The 22509-nt window shown below is 62.2% G+C and carries 21 protein-coding genes; 10 read left to right on the forward strand and 11 right to left on the reverse strand.

Annotation, left to right across the window (positions count from 1 at the left end; translation table 11 throughout):
- The first annotated feature begins 132 nt into the window (after positions 1–132).
- A complete protein-coding gene (locus tag K3728_13800) occupies positions 133–1371 on the forward strand; it encodes an aspartate kinase (protein UWQ94766.1) in 1239 nt (412 codons plus the stop codon).
- Here the strand turns inward: K3728_13800 and K3728_13805 are convergent, their stop codons facing one another.
- Positions 1372–1581, reverse strand: coding sequence for a hypothetical protein (locus K3728_13805; GenBank protein ID UWQ94767.1), 210 nt, complete (start codon positions 1579–1581; stop codon positions 1372–1374).
- A 142-nt stretch (positions 1582–1723) separates the two neighbouring features.
- Between K3728_13805 and K3728_13810 the strand changes: the two genes are divergently transcribed.
- From K3728_13810 to K3728_13830, 5 genes are read left to right on the forward strand one after another with little or no spacing between them, the layout of a single operon-like run.
- Positions 1724–2167, forward strand: coding sequence for a hypothetical protein (locus K3728_13810; protein UWQ94768.1), 444 nt, complete (start codon positions 1724–1726; stop codon positions 2165–2167).
- Positions 2168–2169: 2 nt separating this feature from the next.
- A complete protein-coding gene (locus K3728_13815; GenBank protein UWQ94769.1) occupies positions 2170–2754 on the forward strand; it encodes a hypothetical protein in 585 nt (194 codons plus the stop codon).
- 5 nt (positions 2755–2759) lie between these two features.
- Positions 2760–3305, forward strand: a complete 546-nt coding sequence (locus K3728_13820) for an SCO family protein (protein ID UWQ97564.1) — start codon at positions 2760–2762, stop codon at positions 3303–3305.
- The gene (locus K3728_13825) at positions 3289–3768 is read left to right on the forward strand and encodes a rhodanese-like domain-containing protein (GenBank protein ID UWQ97565.1); all 480 of its coding nucleotides are present in this window, start codon (positions 3289–3291) and stop codon (positions 3766–3768) included. The genes K3728_13820 and K3728_13825 overlap by 17 nt, the downstream gene beginning before the upstream one ends.
- A 48-nt stretch (positions 3769–3816) precedes the next feature.
- The gene (locus K3728_13830) at positions 3817–4626 is read left to right on the forward strand and encodes a polyhydroxybutyrate depolymerase (protein ID UWQ94770.1); all 810 of its coding nucleotides are present in this window, start codon (positions 3817–3819) and stop codon (positions 4624–4626) included.
- Between the two features lie 5 nt (positions 4627–4631).
- Here K3728_13830 and mdoH read toward each other — a convergent pair whose 3' ends face one another.
- From mdoH to K3728_13860, 6 genes are all read right to left on the reverse strand, one after another.
- On the reverse strand, positions 4632–6509 hold the full coding sequence (gene mdoH / locus K3728_13835; GenBank protein UWQ94771.1) for a glucans biosynthesis glucosyltransferase MdoH: 1878 nt from the start codon (positions 6507–6509) through the stop codon (positions 4632–4634).
- Positions 6506–8017 carry a glucan biosynthesis protein G gene (locus K3728_13840; GenBank protein ID UWQ97566.1) on the reverse strand — a complete coding sequence of 504 codons (1512 nt, stop codon included), beginning with the start codon at positions 8015–8017 and terminating at the stop codon, positions 6506–6508. The genes mdoH and K3728_13840 overlap by 4 nt, the downstream gene beginning before the upstream one ends.
- A 23-nt stretch (positions 8018–8040) precedes the next feature.
- Positions 8041–9342 (reverse strand): OpgC domain-containing protein, encoded by a 1302-nt coding sequence (locus K3728_13845; protein UWQ94772.1) that lies wholly within the window; start codon positions 9340–9342, stop codon positions 8041–8043.
- A gap of 18 nt (positions 9343–9360) precedes the next feature.
- Positions 9361–10728: a tetratricopeptide repeat protein gene (locus K3728_13850; GenBank protein ID UWQ94773.1), complete on the reverse strand. Its 1368-nt coding sequence runs from the start codon at positions 10726–10728 to the stop codon at positions 9361–9363.
- 218 nt (positions 10729–10946) lie between these two features.
- Positions 10947–12149 (reverse strand): CoA transferase, encoded by a 1203-nt coding sequence (locus K3728_13855; GenBank protein UWQ97567.1) that lies wholly within the window; start codon positions 12147–12149, stop codon positions 10947–10949.
- The gene (locus K3728_13860; GenBank protein UWQ94774.1) at positions 12136–13749 is read right to left on the reverse strand and encodes a thiamine pyrophosphate-binding protein; all 1614 of its coding nucleotides are present in this window, start codon (positions 13747–13749) and stop codon (positions 12136–12138) included. Before K3728_13860 ends, K3728_13855 begins: the two co-directional genes overlap by 14 nt.
- 241 nt (positions 13750–13990) lie before the next feature.
- Between K3728_13860 and ptsP the strand changes: the two genes are divergently transcribed.
- Complete coding sequence (ptsP, locus tag K3728_13865; GenBank protein UWQ94775.1) at positions 13991–16234, forward strand: phosphoenolpyruvate--protein phosphotransferase; 2244 nt, start codon at positions 13991–13993, stop codon at positions 16232–16234.
- On the opposite strand, the gene K3728_13870 is transcribed toward ptsP, so the two are convergent.
- Positions 16218–16826, reverse strand: a complete 609-nt coding sequence (locus tag K3728_13870) for a LysE/ArgO family amino acid transporter (GenBank protein ID UWQ94776.1) — start codon at positions 16824–16826, stop codon at positions 16218–16220. The two genes, ptsP and K3728_13870, sit on opposite strands and share 17 nt — an antisense overlap.
- Positions 16827–16918: 92 nt before the next feature.
- Here K3728_13870 and K3728_13875 point away from each other — a divergent pair, with 92 nt between their 5' ends.
- Entirely contained in the window at positions 16919–17788 is an 870-nt protein-coding gene (locus tag K3728_13875; GenBank protein UWQ94777.1) for a LysR family transcriptional regulator ArgP, read from the forward strand.
- Here the strand turns inward: K3728_13875 and K3728_13880 are convergent.
- Both K3728_13880 and K3728_13885 read right to left on the reverse strand, forming a co-directional pair.
- Positions 17785–18408, reverse strand: a complete 624-nt coding sequence (locus K3728_13880; GenBank protein ID UWQ94778.1) for a LysE family translocator — start codon at positions 18406–18408, stop codon at positions 17785–17787. The genes K3728_13875 and K3728_13880 overlap by 4 nt on opposite strands.
- A 57-nt stretch (positions 18409–18465) precedes the next feature.
- Positions 18466–19344, reverse strand: a complete 879-nt coding sequence (locus K3728_13885) for an S-methyl-5'-thioadenosine phosphorylase (GenBank protein ID UWQ94779.1) — start codon at positions 19342–19344, stop codon at positions 18466–18468.
- A gap of 208 nt (positions 19345–19552) precedes the next feature.
- Here K3728_13885 and K3728_13890 point away from each other — a divergent pair, with 208 nt between their 5' ends.
- A complete protein-coding gene (locus K3728_13890) occupies positions 19553–21175 on the forward strand; it encodes a SulP family inorganic anion transporter (protein UWQ94780.1) in 1623 nt (540 codons plus the stop codon).
- 121 nt (positions 21176–21296) lie between these two features.
- Here the strand turns inward: K3728_13890 and K3728_13895 are convergent, their stop codons facing one another.
- A complete protein-coding gene (locus tag K3728_13895) occupies positions 21297–21905 on the reverse strand; it encodes a flavin reductase family protein (GenBank protein UWQ94781.1) in 609 nt (202 codons plus the stop codon).
- A 96-nt stretch (positions 21906–22001) separates the two neighbouring features.
- Between K3728_13895 and K3728_13900 the strand changes: the two genes are divergently transcribed.
- Positions 22002–22478 (forward strand): N-acetyltransferase, encoded by a 477-nt coding sequence (locus K3728_13900; GenBank protein UWQ94782.1) that lies wholly within the window; start codon positions 22002–22004, stop codon positions 22476–22478.
- The last annotated feature ends 31 nt before the right edge of the window (positions 22479–22509 follow it).

The following is a 22509-nucleotide window of genomic DNA, read 5'->3' on the forward strand; positions in this document are numbered from 1 at the left end:
CGCAGCCTCCACCCGCGCCTCAACTCTCGTCAACCCACGCCTACCCTCGTCTGGCCCCGCCGTCCCAACCCACACTTGCCCCCAGAGCGCCACAGGGGTAAGCCCGTGCGCGACTGAACAACGGGACCAATCATGCCCCTTCTAGTGATGAAATTCGGCGGCACCTCTGTCGCCACACTCGACCGCATCCGCCGCGCTGCCAAGCGCGTGGGCCGCGAAGTTGCAAACGGCTACGACGTGATCGTCATCGTCTCGGCCATGTCAGGCGAGACCAACAAACTTGTGGGCTATGTCGAGGAAACCGGCCAGTTCTACGACGCCCGTGAATATGACGCGGTGGTCTCCTCGGGCGAGAACGTGACCGCGGGCCTCATGGCGCTGACCTTGCAGGAAATGGACGTGCCCGCGCGCAGTTGGCAAGGCTGGCAAGTGCCGCTGCTGACCACCGACGCCCACGCCAGCGCCCGGATCGAGGAAATCCCGACCGACAACCTGAACGCCAAATTCGGCGAAGGGATGCGCGTGGCTGTGGTGGCAGGCTTCCAGGGCATCTCGCCCGAAGGCCGCATCACGACCCTTGGGCGCGGTGGCTCCGACACGACCGCCGTGGCCTTCGCCGCCGCTTTCGGGGCCGAACGCTGCGACATCTACACTGATGTGGACGGCGTCTACACCACCGACCCGCGCATCACCACCAAGGCCCGCAAGCTGGACCGCATCTCGTTTGAAGAGATGTTGGAACTGGCCTCTCTCGGGGCCAAAGTCCTGCAAACCCGCTCGGTCGAACTGGCCATGCGCTTCAACGTGCGCCTGCGCGTTCTGTCATCGTTTGAGGAGCCGTCCGATGATGCCGGCACCCTCGTCTGCCCGGAGGAAGAGATCATGGAATCCAACGTAGTAGCCGGTGTCGCCTATTCCCGCGATGAAGCAAAAATGACCCTTCAGTCGGTGGAAGACCGCCCCGGCATCGCTGCCGCCATCTTCGGTCCCTTGTCCGAGGCTGGCGTGAACGTCGATATGATCGTGCAAAACATCTCGGACGGCGGGATCACGGACATGACCTTCTCCTGCCCGGTTGGCGAAGTCGCGCGGGCCGAAAAAGCCATGGGCGACGCGAAAGCAGCGGGCGATATCAACTTTGCCTCACTGATCGCCGATACCGATGTGGCCAAAGTCTCTATCGTGGGGATCGGGATGCGGAGCCACGCCGGCGTTGCTGCGAAAATGTTCCAGACCCTGCGCGACGAAGGCGTGAACATCAAAGTCATCACAACGTCCGAGATCAAAGTCTCGGTCCTGATCGACCGCAAATATATGGAACTGGCCGTGCAAGCCCTGCACGACGCGTTCGAGCTGGAAACAGCTGCCTGATTAGCAGCGCCGCCGGCGCTGTCCGTTATCGCAACGCTCTCGGGTCGTGCCGGTAACCACACGGCCCGCAGCCCCGGCGCCACGCACAACTGTGGTGCCCGCGAAAACCGTGGCATCTACCGCCGTGTCAGCGACGCGCACGGCGGCGCAGCCCTGAAGCATTGCGGCCGCCAGGGCCAGTAACCCTGCCTTCATCGCCTGTCTTGCCACTGCGGCCTCTCCTCGTGTTTTCACGCGTTCTTTATTGGGTCATTAGCACGGCCACGCTCAGTGCGCAAAAACGTGATCCCACCCGCTGCCGCTTCCCTGCTACGCTCCCATAAAGGAACACGACAAAGGGGGCGCTTTTCAGATGAAACACCTACTTCCCACCGCACTACTCTTGGCCGCCGCGCCAAGCCTTGCGGCAGCCGAGGCCGTCACGATCCGAGGCGAAGTCATCGACACTTGGTGCTATTTCTCTGGCGTCATGGGCGGCCCCGATGCAGTCCAGGGCACCGCACATCACACCTGTGCAATCTGGTGCTCGGCAGGCGGCATTCCCGTGGGGCTTCTCGGCGAAGACGGCACCGTCTACATGATCTTGGCGATCGGCGGCGACGATCAAAGCGCCTCGGGCCAGACCCAGTTGGAACTGGCCTCTCACGAGGTCACGGTTGAAGGCGATCTGTTTGCCCGCGACGGGCTGAACTACCTCGTGATTAACACGCTGGTCCAAGATCACGGCATCACCAACATTAACCACACTGATTTCGGCGCCATTCCCGGCTTCGCAATCCCCACCCCGGAGGGCTGAAGATGCGCCAGTTGACAAAAACCACCCTCCTTACCGCGTTTATCGCGGCCGCCGCGGCCCCGTTAGCCGCCCAAGAAGGCCCCTTCTCCGCCGGGTCCGAGGCGCGGTCCTGGAACCTCGCCTGGGAAGAACCTGCCCGTTTTGAGGCCACGGTCGTGGATCTGCTCTGCGAAGTGGCCGGCGATTGCGCCAACGAATGCGCCACGGGGCGGCAGTTGGGCTTGCTGCGGACCGTGGACGGCGTGCTGACCTACCCCAACAAAAACGGCCAAGGTATTTTCACCGGGGCGGCGGTCGATCTGGCCCCCTTCTGCGGGGAATTGGTCGAGGTGGATGGCCTGATGATCGAAGACGACTACGTCGGCGCCACCAACGTCTACCTTGTGCAAATGGTCCGCCTTGCGGGCACTGAGGACTGGACCACCGCCGACGGTTGGACCGACGATTGGGCCGAAGCAAACCCCGAGGCCGCAAGCCAAGAAGGCCGCTGGTATCGCAATGATCCCCGCGTGTTGGCCCTGATCGAGGCTGATGGATACCTCGGCACCGGCGAAACATGGCAAGAAGCGTGGGAGGCCGTTCAATGAACAAACTGGCTCTGCTCGCCCTGTTGCTATGCGCAGGCGCAGCCCAGGCACAGTCATTGACCGATGATCTCGGCGGAGCGTTTACCTTGATCGACCAGACCGGGGCCGAGCGGACGGAGGCGGACCCCGACGGGCACCACCAATTGGTGTTCTTTGGCTACGCAAATTGTCAGGAAATCTGCTCGGCCGCACTGCCGCTCATGGCCAGCACGGTCGAGATCGTGGCAGAGGCAGGCGGCACATTGCGTCCGGTCATGATTACCGTGGATCCCGAGCGTGACACCCCCGACGCCATGGCCGAGGCCCTATCCGTGTTCCATCCCGACTTTGTCGGACTGACCGGAACGGAAGCCGCACTGCAAGAGGCATATACCGGATACTCCGTTGAATTCGAGGAGCTTTTCGTTGATCCCTTCTATGGCACCGTGTTCTCCCACGGGTCTTTCATCTACCTGCTCGACGGCGATGGCACCGTGCTAACACTACTTCCCCCCGTCTTGGGCCCCGAGACGATGGCCAGCATCGTCACCGGATATCTGGAGGCAAGTTGACGTGAACCGCCGTAGATTTCTGCTTGGCGCCGGGGCCTTGGCCCTTGTCGGCGGCGCGTTTGCCGCGACCGAGGGGCGCAACCTGTTCTACACCGCGCTGTCAGAAGGCGTCGATGCGCAGATCGACGTGGCAACGGCCCACGATTTGGCCAGCAGCGGAGAGATTTTGCTGATCGACATTCGCCGCCCCGATGAATGGGCCGCCACCGGCAGCCCCGCCTCAGGCCATCGGCTCGACATGCGGAGAGAGGATTTTACCGATGCTTTGCTAGACCTGACGGGCGGCTCCGCCGACGCAAGGATCGCACTGATCTGCATGCGCGGGGTACGTTCATCCCGGATGACAAATCGGTTAATCGAGGCCGGGTTCACGAACGTCATGGATGTCCCCGAAGGCATGCTCGGCTCCGCTGCGGGGCCGGGCTGGATCAACGCAGGCCTTCCCCTGAACCGTAATTCGTAACGCCACCCCTTGCCGCCCTGCTCCTCCTCTCACGCCAAGGAACGACCTATGCTCAAGTACACACCCCTCGCGGCTTTCCTTCTCGCCACGCCAGCCTTCGCGGATTGCGCCGATAGGGCGGGCCCTTGCGAGGTGCCTTTGGGCGAATACCACATCACGCTGCCCGACGGCGAAGGCCCCTTCCCCACCCTCGTGATGCTGCACGGCGCCGGTGGTCGGGGTGAGGGTATGGTCAATATGCTGGCCGCGGCGGTCACCGCGCGGGGCTATGCGGTGATTGGTCCGCAAGGGGTCCAGCGCGAGGGGCGATCCGGTTCAACGTGGTCCTTCCGTCCGACCGAAACACCCCTGCGCGATGAGCCTGCCTTCATCACCCAAGTCCTGTCTGACGCCGCTGAGGTGCATAACATCGACCGCGACGCGGTTCTGATCGCGGGCTTTTCTATCGGCGGCTCCATGACCTCCTACCTCGCCTGCGCCGAGCCCAATCTTGCGCGGGCCTATGCCCCCGTTGCGGGTGCCTTCTGGCGGCCCCACCCGGCGCTGGACGCCTGCGCTGGCCCCGTTGATCTGCTACATACCCACGGTTGGAGCGATGGCACCGTCCCGATTGAAGGCCGCGTGCTTCGCAACGGCACCCTGCGCCAGGGGGACGTCTTCGCCTCCATGGAAATCTGGCGCGAGACCAACAATTGCGCCCTCTCCGCCCCAGACGAGATCACCAACGAGGGCTACTACTGGCACCGTATCTGGACGTCATGCGAGGGCGGGTCGCTCCAATTTTCGCTCTTCCCCGGCGGCCATGCTGTGCCCCGTGGTTGGTCCGATCTGGCGTTAGATTGGTTTGAGGCGCTCTAGCCGCCCTATTCCGCCGCACTGGGCAGTGTAGCCAAGGTCGCCCGCAGCTCCGCCCGGTGCGCTCTTGCAGCGCGAATGATCGCAGGAGCCGCATATACCTCGGGCGTGCCAAGGGCGCGGGCCGTCGCGCGGAACCTCGTCAACCGCAGGCCCGAGAAGGCCGAGAGGGGCACCGCGATAGCCAGCGAAATCGCAATCGGCAGCAACCAAAATGATACGATCCCGGCAAGCATCCCCGCGATCATCGCGGCCCCGGACAGGGTTTCCAACCAGTGGAACTTCAGCAACGCCCAGAGCGAATATTGCCCCCCCGCGCGGGTCTGTGGCCGCCAATCTACCTTGATGCCAGCCAATGTTTTCAACACCGCCACGGTCTGCTGAACCATCAGGATTGGCGCATAAAGGATCGACAAGATCAGTTCTGTCACAAACGATGTGACAAAGCCCGTCACCCCGCCAAGTTCCGAAAGGCGCAGGCCCACGCCACCCAATGCGGCAGCCCCCAAGGCTTTGGGTGCCAGCAACATTCCGTACATGAAGACCAGCAGCGCGGTGGCGTGGATGGCTGTCATTTCAGGCCATTGCACCTGCGGGTTCACCCCTGAGAAGTAGCGGATCACGTTCTGCTCTGCGCCGGTACCGATCAGCGCCCACACCATCAGCAAGGCGAACCACGCGGGGCTAAGTAGGTAGCTGATCGCGCCGTGGAACAAGTGGAACCGGCTGACCCCGTGAAAGCCTTTGGTCGCCAAAAGTTTCAGGTGTTGAAGGTTGCCTTGGCACCAACGGTGGTCGCGAATGACATAGTCGATCAGCGTTGCGGGCACTTCCTCATAACTGCCCTGGATGCGCGGAGAGAACCGCACACCCCATCCGGCGCGGCGCAGCAGACCCGCCTCTACGAAGTCGTGGGAAAGGATCAACGCGCCTTTGCCCGACAGGGTTTTGATTTTCGGCAACCCCGCGCAAGAGGCGAATGCCGCCGTCCGGATAATCGCATTGTGGCCCCAATAATTTCCCTCCCGGTCGCTCCAGGTGGCAAGCCCCTCGGCCAGCACCGCCCCATAGATGGTCGAGGCGAATTGCTGCACACGGGCAAAGACCGTTTCGGCCCCGTATAGCTTGGGGAAACTTTGGATCAGGCCCGCGGTGGGGTCGGTCGCAAGCTCATCGGTCAGGGCCACAATCGCGTCACCGGACATCAGGCTATCGGCATCCAGCACGACCATCGCCCCATAGCCGCCGCCCCAACGCTCCACCCAATCGGCAAGGTTGCCCACCTTCCGATCGGTGTTTTCAGCGCGTCTGCGGTAGTGGATGCGGATGCTTTCTGGCAGGCGCGCGCGCAGGGTGGCAAAGGCACGAAGCTCTTGCTCGGCGGTGGTGGCGTCGCGGGTGTCCGACAGGATGAACAGCGTGAAGCGGTGATGCGTGGGGTGCGCATCCAGTGCCTCAAGCATGGCGCAGGCGTTACCGAATACGTCCCAAGGCACCTCGTTATAGCAGGGCACCAAAAGCGCCACATCCATCGCCGGGCCGAGCGCGGGCGCGGCGCGTTTTCGGGTCAGGAATAGGCGGAAAAGACCAACCGTCACGGTAGAAACCGACAGGGATATCCAGAAAAACGTCAGCGCGATCAGGGTGATAAGGGCCGCTTCGAACCCCGTCAGCCCCCCCATGGCGAACCAGTTGGTGAAGGCCGCCACAAGGGCAAAGGTCGTCGCGAAGGCGGGCAGGAAGGTGGCCAGCCGCCATAGCCGCGCCCGCCCCCGGCCAAGGCCCGGGGCGCTGGTATCGTGGTAGCGGCTGCCGAGATCTTGGATCGGACGCGACAGGGGCGCGTCCGGCGGCATATAGGGCTCGACGCGAAGCGCAGACGTCATGCGGACCACCGATATAGCCAAACTTCCGTGACAGGTTCTTCCCCCAGCAACACCTGCGCGCGTAACTCCATCGACGGATGCTCGCCGGGTTCCAACGCAAACGTCAGGCGCAGACCACCGGTGCGCGGGTTGCGTTCCAACACCCCTTCCGTCACCTCGCCCCGGTTGGTGCGGATGACCTGCGTATACGCGTCAGGGCTATCGGACAGCGCGGGGTGATCGGCAAAGTCGATCGAAACCAAGGTACGGGAGCGGTCCCAATTGCCGCCAATCGCCGTATTCAGCACCGGAGCAACCTCACGAGGGCGCGGCGGCTCCGCGCTCCATTCCATATCATAGCTGAAGCGATATTCCGCCCCGGCCTGCAACCCGTCACGGGGCCGCCAGAAAGCGACGATATTGTCGTAAACCTCTAGATCAGAAGGGATTTCCACCAATTGGACAGAACCTTCTCCCCAGCTTTCTCCCGGAGTTATCCACAGGGAGGGGCGGTTTTGGTAGTGGGCTTCAAAATCCTCAAAATCCGCCAAGTTACGGGCCCGCTGCATCAGGCCAAAGCCGAGTGGGCTGTCATCAACGAACGAGGACACCTCAAGCTGCGCCGGGTTCTTCAAGGAACGGAAAAGCAGCTCTCCCGCGCCATTGTGAATCATCAGGCCATCACTGTCGTGGACCGCAGGGCGGAAATCATCGTGGCCCGCCCGGTTGGTCTGATCGAACAGGAACATGGAGGTCAAAGGCGCCAAGCCAACGTTCGGAAGGTCCACACGCGGGTAAAGCGTGACCTCAACCGACATCAACGTGGCATCGCCGGGATCAATGCGGAAGGTGTACGCACCGGTGCAGCTCTCTCCATCCAGCAGCGCATGAAGCACCTGCCGCGCATCGCCCGGTTGCGGAGCCTCCAGCCAGAAACGGGTGAATTCGGGAAACTCCTCTCCCTCGGGTCCGGCCGTGTTGATCGCCAGCCCCCTTGCCGAGAGGCCATAGTTCATGCCCGCCCCAATGGCCCGGAAGTAACTTGCCCCTTGGAACACCGCGAATTCGGTATAGAGATCAGGGTGTTCCATCGCCGCACGCAGGCGAAGGCCGGAATAGCCCATGGTTTCATCCACAGGCAGGTCGGGGAATTGATCGGTCATGTCGAACAGGGACATGTCGAAGGCCAGGGTTTGCGCTTGACCGTTTTCCACCACGTTCACCTCGACCGGGCGCGGGAAATAGAGGCCGGGGTGGAAAAAATCCACCTTGAAGGGGCGGTCCTCGTCGGTCCAAAGGCCGCGCTGAGGGTTGAACCACATCATCCGATATTCATCGTAGCTCAGGTTGCGCCAGCCCTCGGGCACTTCGGGCATCGGGACGTGGGGTGCTTGCGCCAAACGTCGCGCCTCGGCCTCCAGCCACGCGCGGTCAAACGTATGGGTCGACCCGGCCCGCACCATTGGCATACCCCAAGAGGGCTGCGCCATTGCCGCGGCAAGGAGCGCAAGCGAAGAGCGGCGCGTCATCTGCCCGAAGGGCACTGGTCTCGTCATCGTTTCACCCGCCATGGTTGTGATTTGACCCAGCCGACACCGTAGGCGACGGCCACCAATAGCGCGACGCCAACAAGGTTAACGAACACCGTATGCCAGGCCGCCTCGCGTCCCCATTGATCCAGCCAAAACCCGTTAAGCCGCGCCAGAAGCATCGAGAACACGAAAACCGCTAGGCTCTGCTGGCCGATCTTCTTGAGCGTTATCACGACCCGCGCCCACACCCTTGACGCCAAACCGCTACCTACGGCGATCAGCCGTTTTCCGCCTTCCCCCACCAGCACCCAGCCCAAATAGGCAAGCGACAGGAACTGAGCGTAGCGATACAGGCCAAAGTCGGTTTTGGTGATCCACATCTGGTTGGCGACCCGCCAATCAACCACCGGGTTATTCTCGAACGCCAAGCCAAACCATTCCCGGTCCACGGCCCGAACCCCAATGTTGGACAGGGGGATGTTGGCAACAACGATCAATGCCGCAACCAAGATCAGCCATTTATTGACGGGCGGTTTCGGCAACCAGCCGATCATGAAGGCGAAGCCCGTGAAGAACACCAATTGCCAAGCGAAGGGGTTAAAGAACCACTGACGATCGCTCCACGGTTCTGCCGGCAACGATAGGGCCAGGTGCCCCACGCCGAGCGCTTCAAGGATGCGCGATTGCGCAAACAACCATACCGTCAGCACCACCGCTGCCGTTAGGGGCAGGTTGATCCGGCTAAGCCCCATGACGACGGGCATCATCGCCAAAATCACCAGATACATGGGCAAAATGTCGAAATAATTCGGCACATATGTCAGCGTCACAAGGCCCAACATCTGGTCGGTGGTGGTGGAAACCAACTCTTCGTCCCGCGTGATCCCGTCGAAGAACGGGATCAGGTTCAGCTGCCCCACATAGTTCGTTTCAAACGGTCCCAAAGCGTTGAGCGCAACCATCAGGGCCGCAATGGCGAAGAACATGCCGATATGCGCCCAGTAGACCTGCCAACAGCGGTAGGCGACGCGCATGGTGCCAAGACCCCAGCCTGCCCTCTCGAACGTGCGCCCAAAGGCGATGGCCGATGCCATGCCCGAGCAGAAGACAAACATCTCGGTCGCGTCAGAGAACCCCCAACGCGCCGGTATCCAAGTGGTGAAGAAATTCCCCGGCGTATGGGCGAACAGAATGATGATCATCGCGATCCCGCGGAAGAAATCCAAACGCGGATCGCGGACAGTCGCGGGCGCCGCCGCAGGAACGGCGGAGGCAGCCGGTTGCGGCGATGGGGACATAACGTCTGAAGTGATACTGACCATAGCCAAGCGCGCGTGTCCCTAGTTCATCGAAGCATGCAAGGAGGGCGCTTTGGCGGTAGCGATCATCTCGCGCCGGGCTTTTGCAAAGCTGTCATCGCGCCCTGCTCGGCGGGTGGTGCGTTCGTCCAAGATGCCCAAGGCTTCCCGCATGGCGCCTGCCCGGATGCCTGCATCAATCGTCAAACGCTCAAACACATCGCGTTGCGCGTGAGATCCGCCGGCCAGTTGGATGTGCCGCCGCGCCAATCTGAGCCCGCGAAACGCCGCGCTGTAATTGCCTTCACCAAAGGCTTCCAACCCTTGGGCTGCTGCAACACCGGGGCTGCTCATCCGCATCTCCATCTCATTGGCCGAGCGTGCACCATCGGCCGCAATCCGAGCCACCAACGTGGCCGCAGCGTCTTCGCGGCGTCCCCCAACCAGCGCCAAAAGGTAGTGAAGGTCGGCGAAAATCAACTGGCCATCATCGGTTCGGGTGGCCGAGGTTTCGGCCAACTCATCCCACCGATTGCCCACGTCGATGCCTTCCAGCTCCAGACGCATCAACAGTGAGGTCGCGTTGGAGATATCGCGGTAATCATCGGTTTTGTCGGCCCGGATCAGCGTATCGTAAAGGTTAAGAACCGTTTCCGTCTGCCCTAGGTCCAAATGCATCAACGCCTTGTGCCACCACACGTGGTAGCGGAAATTGTTGCAATGGGCCCAAGCAGCCTCTCGCCCTGCCAACCAGTTCAGGCCCTTTTCCGGCGCGCCGGTCATGTCATAAACGTGGGCCACCGCGTGAAGGCCCCAGGCGTCATCGGGACACAGCTCCAACGCGGCCCCTCCGGTGGCTGCCGCGCGCCCGTATTCGCCTGTTTCTTCTAGGGTGAAGGCGTGGCAGCCCATCAGGTACCCACGGGCCAAATGGTCTTCGCCGTAAGCGGGCATCACCGCTTCGATGGAACGGCGCATTCCCTGCGCGTCGCCCAAGACAAACCGCAACGCATGGGCAAGTTTCATCGCAAGCGCGTCTTCGGGCGCGACTTCCAATACATGGTCCAATTGCGCGACCGCCTTCAACGGATGCCCTTCCAGCCATACCTCCAACGCCGATACGAAAGCTTGTTCGCGGGCTGAGATCGGGCGGTTGCGGGTGGATGTTTGTGCCGCCGCGCAGGCATCGCGGGCCGTCTGGATCAGCTCTCCACGCCCCAAAAGCAACATGAACATGCCCTTTACCGCATGGGCCAATGCAAATTCCGGGTCCGCTGATAGCGTAGCGCCAAGATGCTCGGGCGTTGCCGCCCCATGGGCCAAGAACGCCATCTGCGTCGCATTCCAAGCCTCAACACCCGCGGTCGTCGCGATCGTTGTGGGTTGGCCAAAACAATCAATCTGCGCCATGCCTATTCCGATTCTGATAATGTCCCTTGAATTTGGAGTAGCCCAAGGGTCGGCCCCCGCGAAGGGTCGTTGCAGAGTTATGACGGACATGTGAGCCGAAGAGAGGCCCGCGTGAAGAGGCAATTTCTGCCCCTACCCGGTTACTTGGAATTTGGGCGGGAAACCGCTGAAAACAAGCGTTAAAGTGGTCAGATTTCGCGCGTTTTCAGCCCCGTTGCCTATGCTTCAGGCGTTGCCTGCTTCCCGGCCAGCCAATCGAGGACAGCCTGCGTGTCCTCGCCCAGATGCGGCGGCGGTCGGCGGTATGTGACTGGTGTGGCCGAGAACTTTAACGGGTTCCCGATAAGCTCCACCCCGCCCCGGTCGATCCCGTCCTTTTGCATATCAATGCGCATTTCGCGCGCCTTTGCCTGATCCGAGGCGAAGGCTTGCTCGACCGTATTCACCGGGCCCACAGGCACTTTACGCGCTTCCAACCCAGCCACGATCTCGGCTTGGGTATGGGTGGCCACCAAAGCCTCTAGCTGCGGGATCAGGGTATCGCGGTTCACCACGCGGGCCGAGTTGGTGGCGAACTGCGGGTCGTCCGCCAGATCAGGCCGCCCCAAGAAATCGCAGAACCGCGTGTATTGCAGGTCATTGCCCACTGCGACCAGCACGAATCCGTCCGAGCAGGCGAAGGTCTGATAAGGCACGATTGTCGCGTGCTGGTGCCCGCGCCGCGGCCGCGGCTGCCCCGTCGTCAGATGGGCCACGCCCTCGTTAATCATCCACGCCAAGGAGGCATCGACCAGCGACAGGTCGATATGCTGCCCCTCGCCCGTCTGATCCCGGTGGCGCAGCGCCGCCAGAATGCCGACGCTGGCGTACATTCCCGTCATGACATCCGCGATGCCCACAGCCACCTTAACCGGTGCGCCATCGGCCTCTCCGGTCAGGGACATGATACCGGAATAGCCCTGCGCCATCAGATCGTAGCCGGGTTTTTCCCGGTTCGGCCCTGTATGGCCAAACCCCGAAACCGAACAGTGGATAAGCTGGGGATAAGCTGTGAGCATATTGCCGTGATCCAGCCCATACTTCTCAAGCCCGCCGGGTTTGAAGTTCTCGATCAGAATATCCGCCCGCGCCGCGATCTGGCGGATCGTGTCCTGCCCTTCAGGCGTGGCGATATCCACCGCAACCGACAATTTGTTGCGGTTGGCGCACATGAAATAGCTGGAGAGGTCGGTGGCTTGGCCATCGGAATCCGTTGCAAAGGGAGGCCCCCATGTGCGGGTGTCATCACCACGCTCAGGATGCTCGATCTTGATGATCGTGGCGCCCAAATCCCCCAAGGCTTGCGTGCAGGTCGGACCGGCCAAAATGCGTGACAGGTCGAGGACAATGACCCCGTCCAGCGGTCCCTTAGATGCGACCATCATAGCCTCCTCGGTCAATCTCTGCGGCGATGACGGTGAAGGTATCCGCCTTCAACGCACCCTCAATGGCCGTGCGCAACTCGGCCCGGTTGCCGACGCGCACACCCGCCCCGCCCATGGCCCGGCCCATCGCCGCGATATCGTGCTTTGCCGGGTAATCCACGGCTGCGTTCTTTAGTTGCCGCTGACGCTGCTTTAACTCGATCAGGGCAAGCGAGGCATCGACGAACACGATGATAATCGGCTTCAGCCCCATGTCCGCCGCCGTCGTCAACTCTCCGGCAACCATCAGAAATCCGCCATCCCCCACAAAGGCGACCGATGGGCGCTCTGGATCAGCCAGCGCAAGTCCCATCGCCATCGGCACCGCGCACCCCATGGTGCACAATGCGGTGGATTGGATCAGGCTACGCGGCGTGGGACATTCCCACATCTGGCTCAACAAAATGCGGTGTGCGCCACTGTCCACTGCCGCCCTTGTGTCGGCGGGCAACGCGGCGCGTGCCTCTGCGATCACGGCGGCGGGGCCCCAAACGTCATCTACCGGGAACGCGCTGGCGAGCGCCGCCTTCGTGGCCGAAGGCTCTCCCCCCGGCCACGTATCTTGCGGCTCGGCTCCAGACAGAGCCGCAAGACCGGCCCCGATGTGGCAAGTAAAACTCAACGTCGCCTGATGCATGTAGTGCCGGTTCGGCACCGCATGGAGATCAACAACCCGTTGCGTTTCGGGGTTCCAAACCTCTCGCCAACCAGGACGCATTTCGATCGGGTCATAGCCGACACATAGGATCAGGTCCGCCGATTGTACCAAGGGCAACAGATGCGTATCGGCCAGCGGCGACAGCCCCGCCCCCCCAAGGGCCAGCGGATGATCCTCGGGCAACACGCCCTTCGCCTTGTAGGTCGTTATGACCGGAACCGAAAACGTCTCGGCAAAGGTCCGCAGATCACCGGCTGCCTCATCGGCCAATACATCAAGGCCCGCAATAATCACAGGCCTCTTGGCCTCACTCAACCACGCCTCTGCCTTCTGCAAATCCGTACCATAAGGCGCAACCGGCCCCGCGGGCGCGCGCCTACGCCCACGCACGCCGCTAGGCGCATCGGCCACAGAAATCGGTACATCGATCAGGACAGGCCCCATGCGCCGCTCGGTGGCAATCGCCACAGCTTTGTCGGCAATCGTGTCGGCCTCTCCCGCCGTCAGCGTGAACGTCGCCTTGGTGATCGGCGCAAGAACCGCCCGATGATCCAAAACCTGATGGGTATACGTCAACGCCTCATCGGCATCGAGACATCCCGTCAACACCACCATCGGCACCCGGTCCTGCTCGGCGTTGGCCACCACGTTCACCGCGTTCATCAGACCGGGCCCGACCGTTGCGACCAAAATAACCGGCGCGCCATCGACGTGATGCACGCCCTCCCCGATATAGCCGCCCGCGTTCTCGTGCTTGACCAAATGAAACGTGATCCCGGCCTTTTCCAGCGCATCGACGATGGTCAAAACCTCGCCGCCTGGCATCCCGAACGCGTGGCGACATCCCGCCTCATAAAGCCTCTGGGCAACCGCATCGGCTGCGCGCATCTGATTTGCCATATCCTGCCCCATTTCCTGCTCGGATCGCCCATACACTGAAACAGCCACCGCCTCCAAGGCAAGGCGCTCACACTTCCGCGTGTGCCCTATTTCACCTTTTCATAAATATCGAATCCCGCCCCCTCTCCCTGCGCAAACTTCTCAGTTACCGCAAACAGACGACACAACGGGATTGCCGAACAAACACCCCACGCGCTACATCTTGTGGTAGGGCGGTAGCACGCTGCCGGTGCGGGGACGAATGACGCAGAATTCTGAAACGGAAAGTCGCAAGCTCTTGTCGCGTCTTCAGGCCGTCATGGCCGAGGCCGGTGAGGGCCAAGAGCGTTTGGACAAGATCACCCATCTGATCGCCGATTCAATGGGCACGGAAGTGTGCTCCATCTACCTGTTGCGCGATGCAGAAACGCTGGAGCTCTGCGCAACCCAAGGCCTCGCCGCCGAAGCGGTCCACGTCACCCGTATGCGCATCGGCGAAGGCCTCGTGGGCCGTGTCGCCCGTCAAGCCCGTCCAATTAACACCGCCAACGCCCCGGCAGAGCGGGGCTTTCGCTACATGGCCGAAACCGGAGAGGAAGCCTATTCCTCCTTCCTGGGTGTTCCCATCCAGCGCCTTGGGGAACGCCTCGGCGTCTTGGTGGTGCAATCCAAGGACGAACGCGAGTATTCCGAGGATGAAGTCTACGCCATCGAAGTAGTCGCCATGGTGCTGGCAGAGATGACCGAACTAGGGGCTTTCGTGGGCGAAGGCGCCGCCCTGTCGGCCCGCCACACCAGCCAATTCATGTTCAAAGGCACCACCGCCCAAGAAGGCGCTGCGATGGGGCATGTGTGGCTCCATGAGCCGCGCGTTGTTGTCACGAATCCCGTCGCCGACGATCCCGCCGTTGAACGGGTGCGGCTGAACGAGGCCGTGGATCAACTGCGCACCGATATTGACCAGATGCTGACCCATGTCTCGAAGGGTGACAAAGATCAGGCCGAGGTTCTGGAGGCCTACCGCATGTTCGCCCGCTCGCGCGGCTGGATGCGGCGAATGGAAGAAGATATCGAGCGGGGCCTTTCCGCCGAAGCCGCTGTGGAGAAAGAGCAATCCTCCGCCCGCGCGCGCATGGAAACGGTGCCTGATGCCTACTTGCGTGAACGGCTCCATGATCTTGATGACCTGTCAAACCGCCTTCTGCGGTTGCTGACGGGCCAAGGCAGTGACACAGGCGCGGATATGCCGCTCGACCCGGTTCTGGTGGCCCGCAACATCGGCCCCGGCGAGCTTTTGGACTATGGCCGCAGCCTGCGCGGCGTGGTGCTGGAAGAAGGCTCTGTTGGGTCCCATGCAGCGATCGTGGCGCGCGCCTTGGCGATTCCCTTGGTGATCCACGCCAAACGCATCAACACCGAGGCCTTGAACGGCGACCCGATCCTTGTGGACGGCGATCAGGGCATCGTCCACCTGCGCCCGGAAGATGCCGTCTCTTCTGCGTTCCGTGATAAGCTGGCGATGCAGGCCGAGGCGCAGGAACGCTACGCCTCGATCCGCGACAAGCCCGCAACCTCGAAGTGCGGCACGACGGTCTCGTTGCAGATGAACGCGGGCCTGATGGCCGATCTGCCCTCGCTGCCGTCTTCCGGGGCCGAGGGGGTGGGTCTGTTTCGGACCGAACTGCAATTCCTCACCCGTGCCCGCGTGCCGCGTCGGGGCGAATTGGCGCAACTCTACGCCAAGGTCATGGATGCCGCCGGCGACAAGCGTGTGATCTTCCGCACTCTTGATATCGGCTCGGACAAAGTGCTGCCCTATATGAAGCCGCAAGATGAACCGAACCCCGCCTTGGGCTGGCGTGCGATCCGCGTGGGCCTCGACAAACCGGGCGTGATGCGGATGCAATTGCAGGCACTGATCCGGGCCGCAAACGGGCGGCCCCTGTCGGTAATGTTCCCCTTCATTGCCCAGTTCGACGAATTCACCGCCGCCCGCGATCACCTGATGCGCGAGATGGACCGAGAGGCTTCTCTGGGGCACGTCCTGCCCTCGGACCTCAAGGTCGGCGCGATGCTGGAAACGCCTTCGTTGGCCTTTGCCCCGCATCAGTTCTTCGAGATGGCAGATTTCATCTCCATCGGCGGCAACGACCTGAAGCAGTTTTTCTTTGCCGCTGACCGTGAAAACGAACGGGTGCGCCGCCGCTATGACACGCTGAACGTGTCGTTCCTGACGTTCTTGGAACAGATCGTTCACCGCTGTGATGAGGCCGACACGCCGCTCAGCTTCTGTGGCGAAGACGCGGGCCGCCCTGTGGAAGCGGTGTGTTTTGCCGCCATGGGGCTGCGCAATCTGTCGATGCGGCCTGCCTCCATCGGGCCGGTAAAGTCGCTCCTGCGCCGGGTCGATCTGCGCGAGGCCCGTAGCGTCATTACCGAGGCCCGTGGCTCTGGCGCGCAGTCGGTGCGCGGCGCGGTGATGGATTGGCTTAAGCGGCAGAGCTAAGCAGCAGCTTTGCGGCAATCACCCACATCACGCAGCCCACAAAGACATCCAGGATCACCCAAGCCCGGCGGCTGGAAAACACCGGGGCCAGAAAGCGGGCCCCGAAGCCCAAGGTGACGAAAAAGGTGAAGGAGGCCGCCGCCGCGCCCAGCCAGAATGTCAGTTTCGCATCAGGGTATTGCGCCGAGACCGAGCCGACCAACACCACCGTATCCAGATACATATGCGGGTTCAGCCACGTCACCGCGATGCAGGTCAGCGCCGCCGATTGCCAGCTTTGCACCACTTCGCCTGCCGCCAGAAGCGCCCCCGATCCCGTCCACGCGGAGTGGAACGACTTTGCCCCGTAAAAGATCAGGAACGCGGCCCCACCAAAAAGAAGCACATTGGTCATCCATGCGGCCTCAGCCGTCATCCAGCCGATGCTGGTGACCCCCACGCCGATCAACAGGGCGTCAGTCACAGCGCAGATCGCTACCACCAGTGCCACATGCTGCCGTTGCAAGCCTTGCTTCAGGACAAAAGCGTTCTGCGCCCCAATCGCCAAGATCAAAGAGAGGCTGACCCCAAACCCCACAAAAAACGCATTCATCGCCGTAGCCTTCTCCGTTGTGCCTTGCGGGAAGTACGGCGGCAGTTCACATTAGGCAAATCGCAATAACTTAAGCTGCATTAGTTTGATTAATGTTTGAACATCCCCAACTCGAAGCTCTTTATGCTGTGGTCCGCCTTGGCAGTTTTGACAGAGCCGCGGCGCATTTGGCCGTCACCCCTTCGGCCATTTCGCAACGCATCAAGCAGTTGGAGGACCGCCTAGGCATGATCTTGGTCGAACGCGGCCAGCCTTGCCTTCCGACCTCTGCGGCGGAAAAACTGCTGCGCCACCGGGACCAGATGCACCTGCTTGAAAAGACGCTGGCCAAGGATTTGGGCCTGTCCGAGGCCGCCCTTGCCACGGTTCGGATCACCACCAATGCCGACAGCTTGGCCTCGTGGCTTCTTCCCATGCTGGCGCCCCTGAAGGGGTTTCTCTTTGATCTCATCATCGACGACCAAGACCATTCCGAGGCTTGGCTTAAACGCGGACAAGTTGCGGCCGCCATCTCCTCTCGCTCGCAGGCCTTGCAGGGGTGTGACTGCTACCCCCTTGGGGATTTGCGCTATATCGCCTGTGCCAGCCCCGCCTTCGTGGCCGAGCATTTCCCCGACGGTGTCACCGCCACCACCCTCTCGCGGGCCCCTGCCCTGACGTTCAACGCCAAGGATCGGCTGCAACGGGATTGGGTCGCCGAGAGGTTGGGTTCAAGCGTGCCAATGCCGACCCATTACATCGCCAATTCCCAAGCCTTTGTGGAAGCCGCCCGCCTTGGCATCGGCTGGGGCCTGAACCCGCTATCCTTGGTCCGTGACGCCTTGGCCAGCGGCGATCTGGTGGATCTTGCCCCCGACATGCCGTTTGCCACGCCCCTGTTCTGGCATGTAAATCGCCTGACCGCCCCTGCGCTTGCGCCCCTGACCCAAGCCATGAAGCGCGTGCGCCTTGATGACCTTTAGCTCCGGCGCAGTGTCGCTGTCAGAATGCCCATCCCGATGAGCGTCGCGCCACCCGCTCGGGTCAGCCAAGCAATGACGCCGGGCCGGGCCAGCCGATCGCGCAAGCTGCCCGCCAGTAAGGCATAGGCCAGTGCGTTTAGCGCCGCCATGGTCACGAATGTACCGACCAGGATGGCAAATTGCGGCAACAGCGCCGCGCCCGGTTGGATGAACTGCGGCACGAAAGCGATGAAGAACGCGATGGATTTCGGGTTCAACGCGGTAACCGCCGCCGCATGGGTGAAGGTGCGCCGGGTTGATATCGCGTCGGTCTGGGGCAAAGCTAAGTCCGCCCCACGGGCCGATACGATCATCTTGATACCAAGATAAACAAGGTACACCGCCCCCGCCCATTTCAGCACCGTGAACAAGGTGGCCGAGGCCAACACAACCGCCCCCAGCCCCGCGAGCGAAGCGGTCATCGCCACCAAATCCCCCACCGCGACCCCCGCCGCCGTGGACACCGCGACCCTGCGGCCTTGGCTGATCGCATAGCTCAGCACCAACAAAATTGTCGGGCCGGGGATCAGCAGCAAAACCGTTGTTGCGGCCACGAAGGTTATCCATGTGTCTAGGGGCATTTCGGGCGCTCTCCTTTCATTATCACTGGCAGAGCAATCCCCAGTGGAAACCTTGTGTCAACGTGTTTGCGCCAGAACGCGCCCGGCCACGGCGTCCAACCTTGCCACCACCTCTGGATCTCGGGCCTCTGGGGCGGTCATGATTGCGTGCTCCAACGCCCGGTCGCATTGGGCCTCGCATAGGGGCTTTTGCGGCGAAAGGGCCTCGGCAATGCCCTTGACCATCGCGCGGGCAGCGGCGGCATTGCCGTGCAATGTCTCGATTATCTGCGTGATATCAACGGCCCCGTGATCCGGATGCCAGCTGTCATAATCGGTGATCATGGCAACCGAAGCGTAACAAAGCTCTGCCTCGCGGGCGAGCTTCGCTTCCGGCATGTTGGTCATGCCGATCACGTCACACCCCCAGGTGCGGTACATCTTGCTTTCCGCCACGGTGGAGAACTGCGGGCCCTCCATCGCCAGATACGTGCCGCCGTCATGCACAGTGACGCCCGCAGCCATTGCGGCATCGCGTGCGGTGGCGGACAGGGCCGGGCAGACCGGATGCGCGGCCGAGACATGGGCGACACAGCCCGACCCAAAAAAGGATTTTTCCCGCGCGAAGGTCCGATCAATGAACTGATCGACGATCACGAAATCTCCCGGCGCCATTTCCTCTCGGAACGATCCGCAAGCCGACACGGCGACCACGTCCGTGACCCCGATCCGCTTGAGCGCATCAATATTGGCCCGGTAAGGCACATCGGTGGGGGAATGGACATGGCCGCGCCCGTGACGGGGCAGAAACGACAGGGGCAACGCGCCGATGCGCCCCGACAAGATTTGGTCCGACGGCGCGCCAAACGGCGTCCCGACCCTGTGCCACTGCGCGTCTTCCAGCCCCTCAATCTGATAGAGGCCCGATCCGCCGATGATCCCCAGATGCCTGTCCATTTACCGCTCCTTAACCCCGTTTCGTGTAGCGTCGCATCCTGCCCTGCCCGTTGCAACGGGCGCGATAGCCGTGGGGTTTTCGCAACGCCCGCTTGGGCCACTTCGCAACTAACCCGTGACTTACCCCCCTTGCGGGCGTAGGTGAGCCGCAACTGCGCGGATCTTCATTCCGCCACCACCCGAAATTCCGATCTGCAAGAGGTTCTCCATGCCCCGCATCCTTCTGGCTGCCGCCAAAAGCCGTCTATCACCCGAGTTATCCAACATGGGCCACGGCTGGGGCCCCGCCCGGATGCGGATCGAGATCCTCGCAGGCCTGACCGTCGCCCTCGCCCTCGTGCCCGAGGCCGTGGCCTTTGCCTTCGTGGCCGATGTGCACCCTCTGGTCGGCCTTTATGCCGCCTTCATCGTGGGCCTCATCACTGCCGTCATCGGTGGCCGCCCCGGCATGATCTCGGGCGCAACGGGCGCCTTGGCGGTGGTTATGGTCAGCCTCGTGGCCTCCCACGGATTGGAATATCTCTTGGCAACCGTGGTGCTCATGGGCCTGATCCAGATCGCCGTGGGCGTGCTGCGCTGGGGTAAATTCATCCGCCTCGTGCCCCATCCGGTGATGCTTGGCTTCGTGAACGGGCTGGCAATCGTTATCTTTCTGGCGCAACTGGGCCAGTTCCAGGTCCCCGGCTCGGCCGAGGCCTCGGGCCACGGCATGGCGGCGGGCGAATGGCTGCAAGGCGTCGAACTGGCCACGATGCTGGTCCTTGTCGTACTGACAATGGGCATCATTTGGGTGCTGCCAAAAATCACCAACGCCATCCCCGCGCCCTTGGCCGGGATCGGCATCACCGCCGCCATCGTGCTGATCTTCGGCATCGACGTGCCTCGTGTGGGTGACCTCGCCTCGATCGAGGGTGGCCTGCCACTGTTCCACATCCCCTCGGTTCCGCTGACATGGGAGACCTTCCAAGTCATCCTCCCCTATGCGCTGATCCTCTCGGCCATTGGCCTGATCGAAAGCCTTCTGACCCTGAACCTCGTGGGCGAAATCACCGGCGAAAAAGGCGGCGCAAGCCAGGAATGCGTGGCCCAAGGCGTCGCCAACACCGTCACCGGGTTCTTCGGCGGCATGGGCGGTTGCGCCATGATCGGCCAATCCATGATCAACGTGAAATCCGGTGCGCGAACCCGCGTTGCCGGGATCGCGGCGGCGCTGTTCCTTCTGTCATTCATCCTCTTCGGTTCCAGCCTGATCGAACAAATCCCTCTGGCGGCGCTTGTGGGCGTCATGTTCATGGTGGTGATCGGCACCTTCGCCTGGAACTCCCTAAAAATCCTTTTCAAAGTGCCCCTGACCGATGCCTTCGTCATCATCCTCGTCACGGTCGTCACGGTCGCCACAGACCTTGCCACCGCCGTTGTCGTGGGGGTCATCGTCTCGGCCCTCGCCTATGCTTGGCAAAACGCCACCCGCATTCGCGCCACCACCTACGAGACACCGGAAGGCGCGCGCGTCTACCAAGTCAAAGGTCCCCTCTTCTTCGGCTCCGCTGCGGGTTTCGGTGAACTCTTCCACCCCGAAACCGATCCCTCCCGTGTCATCGTCGACTTCGCCGATAGCCGGGTCGCCGATCAATCCGCCCTGCAAGCGATCGAGAAACTGGCCAGCCAATACGAGAGCGCCGGTAAGAAAATCGAACTGCGCCACCTGACACGCGATTGCCACGCCCTGCTCACCAAGGCAGGCCACCTCGTTGTCGATAGTGACGATGACCCCGACTACGAAATCGCCACCGACTACTCCGTTCGTACCGGCATCCTCGGCGACCACTAGCCCCGCCAAAGCCTCCTCGCCGCGCCTACAATCGGCTCCGGCGAGGGGCTGCCTCCTTCATCTTGGCAAATACACCTCCCCCCGGAGGGTCGTTTAGCCCCAAGCGCCCCCCTTGCCCGGCTCACGCCTCCCCGGGCCGGTTTAGCGCAAACACCTCACGGATCACTGCGTAATCTCGATACCCCATCCGCGCCAAGGGGTTGAAACGGGTCACGTCAAACATCCCGTCCACCAAACAATCCTCGCGGATATGCACCCCCACAACCTCCCCGAAAACGGCAAAGTTGTGGGCGCCTTCCAGCTTCACAATCTGGCTCACCCGGCACTCCAAATTCGCAGGCGCCGACGCGACGCGGGAACAGGCGATCTCTGAGCAATCCGCCCTTTCCACCCCCGCCTTCAAGAACTCATCATCCTCTTTCGGCCACGGCCCGGACGTCTCGTTCATCGCATCGCGTGCGCCAAATTCCACGATGTTCACGCAGAACACGCCCGTCTCCCGAATGTTTGCCACGCTGTCTTTCGTGTCGCCCCGATCTGCCTTGGCCGATGTTGACGAGAACATGACCTGCGGCGGCTCATAGGCTACCGCATTGAAGAAGGAATAGGGGGCAAGGTTCTCTGCCCCGCCTGCCCCTCGCGTTGAAATCCACCCAATCGGGCGCGGAGAGACGATGGCGTTGAACGGGTTGTGGGGCAGGCCGTGGCCGTTTTCGGGGCGGTAGAACATGTCGGGCGCTTTCCATGAATTGCGTTGGTTTGGCAAAGGCCTAGCCCCGTGCTAGGCGAGACACCAGAGTTCAAAGCGAAGAGAACCGGGCCGAGCATGTATACGCTTTCCCAAGAAACGGCAGACGACCGCGCCGAGGTCGAGGCGCTCTACGACACCTGCTTTGCGCCGGGTCGCGAGGCGCTTTCGAGTTACCGCCTGCGCGAAGGGGTGCCGCCGGTGGCGGATCTCTGCCTTGTGGCCCGTGATGATCTGCTCATCGTGGCCGGAGCGATCCGGTTCTGGCCCGTGCTTGTTGGGGCCTCGGACGCTCTGCTTCTTGGGCCGATCGCCGTCCACCCGACCCGGCAGGGCGAAGGACTCGGTGGTTTGCTGATGAACGCCAGCTTAGATGCCGCGCGCGCCATGGGCAGTGATCGCATCCTGCTGGTCGGCGACGCGCCCTATTATCAAAAATTCGGCTTCATGCCGCTTTCTGGCGTCACCATGCCCCCGCCCACCAACCCCGCGCGGGTCTTGGGCCTTGGCGATTGGGAAAACATCACCGGCGATGTCACCCGCTGGGAACCTTAGGGCCGCGGAACACACCGCGCGACCCTTGGGC

It is taken from the genome of Rhodobacteraceae bacterium M385, assembly GCA_025141835.1.
GTDB lineage: Bacteria > Pseudomonadota > Alphaproteobacteria > Rhodobacterales > Rhodobacteraceae > Gymnodinialimonas.

What these genes read in the sequence shown, in the direction of transcription:
- K3728_13800 (UWQ94766.1), top strand. Translation starts at nt 133, where the DNA reads ATGCCCCTTCTAGTGATGAAATTCGGCGGCACCTCTGTCGCCACACTC.
- K3728_13810 (UWQ94768.1), top strand. Translation starts at nt 1,724, where the DNA reads ATGAAACACCTACTTCCCACCGCACTACTCTTGGCCGCCGCGCCAAGC.
- K3728_13815 (UWQ94769.1), top strand. Translation starts at nt 2,170, where the DNA reads ATGCGCCAGTTGACAAAAACCACCCTCCTTACCGCGTTTATCGCGGCC.
- K3728_13830 (UWQ94770.1), top strand. Translation starts at nt 3,817, where the DNA reads ATGCTCAAGTACACACCCCTCGCGGCTTTCCTTCTCGCCACGCCAGCC.
- mdoH (UWQ94771.1), bottom strand. Translation starts at nt 6,509, where the DNA reads ATGACGTCTGCGCTTCGCGTCGAGCCCTATATGCCGCCGGACGCGCCC.
- K3728_13840 (UWQ97566.1), bottom strand. Translation starts at nt 8,017, where the DNA reads ATGACGCGCCGCTCTTCGCTTGCGCTCCTTGCCGCGGCAATGGCGCAG.
- K3728_13845 (UWQ94772.1), bottom strand. Translation starts at nt 9,342, where the DNA reads ATGGTCAGTATCACTTCAGACGTTATGTCCCCATCGCCGCAACCGGCT.
- K3728_13850 (UWQ94773.1), bottom strand. Translation starts at nt 10,728, where the DNA reads ATGGCGCAGATTGATTGTTTTGGCCAACCCACAACGATCGCGACGACC.
- K3728_13855 (UWQ97567.1), bottom strand. Translation starts at nt 12,149, where the DNA reads ATGGTCGCATCTAAGGGACCGCTGGACGGGGTCATTGTCCTCGACCTG.
- K3728_13860 (UWQ94774.1), bottom strand. Translation starts at nt 13,749, where the DNA reads ATGGCAAATCAGATGCGCGCAGCCGATGCGGTTGCCCAGAGGCTTTAT.
- ptsP (UWQ94775.1), top strand. Translation starts at nt 13,991, where the DNA reads ATGACGCAGAATTCTGAAACGGAAAGTCGCAAGCTCTTGTCGCGTCTT.
- K3728_13870 (UWQ94776.1), bottom strand. Translation starts at nt 16,826, where the DNA reads ATGAATGCGTTTTTTGTGGGGTTTGGGGTCAGCCTCTCTTTGATCTTG.
- K3728_13875 (UWQ94777.1), top strand. Translation starts at nt 16,919, where the DNA reads ATGTTTGAACATCCCCAACTCGAAGCTCTTTATGCTGTGGTCCGCCTT.
- K3728_13880 (UWQ94778.1), bottom strand. Translation starts at nt 18,408, where the DNA reads ATGCCCCTAGACACATGGATAACCTTCGTGGCCGCAACAACGGTTTTG.
- K3728_13885 (UWQ94779.1), bottom strand. Translation starts at nt 19,344, where the DNA reads ATGGACAGGCATCTGGGGATCATCGGCGGATCGGGCCTCTATCAGATT.
- K3728_13890 (UWQ94780.1), top strand. Translation starts at nt 19,553, where the DNA reads ATGCCCCGCATCCTTCTGGCTGCCGCCAAAAGCCGTCTATCACCCGAG.
- K3728_13895 (UWQ94781.1), bottom strand. Translation starts at nt 21,905, where the DNA reads ATGTTCTACCGCCCCGAAAACGGCCACGGCCTGCCCCACAACCCGTTC.
- K3728_13900 (UWQ94782.1), top strand. Translation starts at nt 22,002, where the DNA reads ATGTATACGCTTTCCCAAGAAACGGCAGACGACCGCGCCGAGGTCGAG.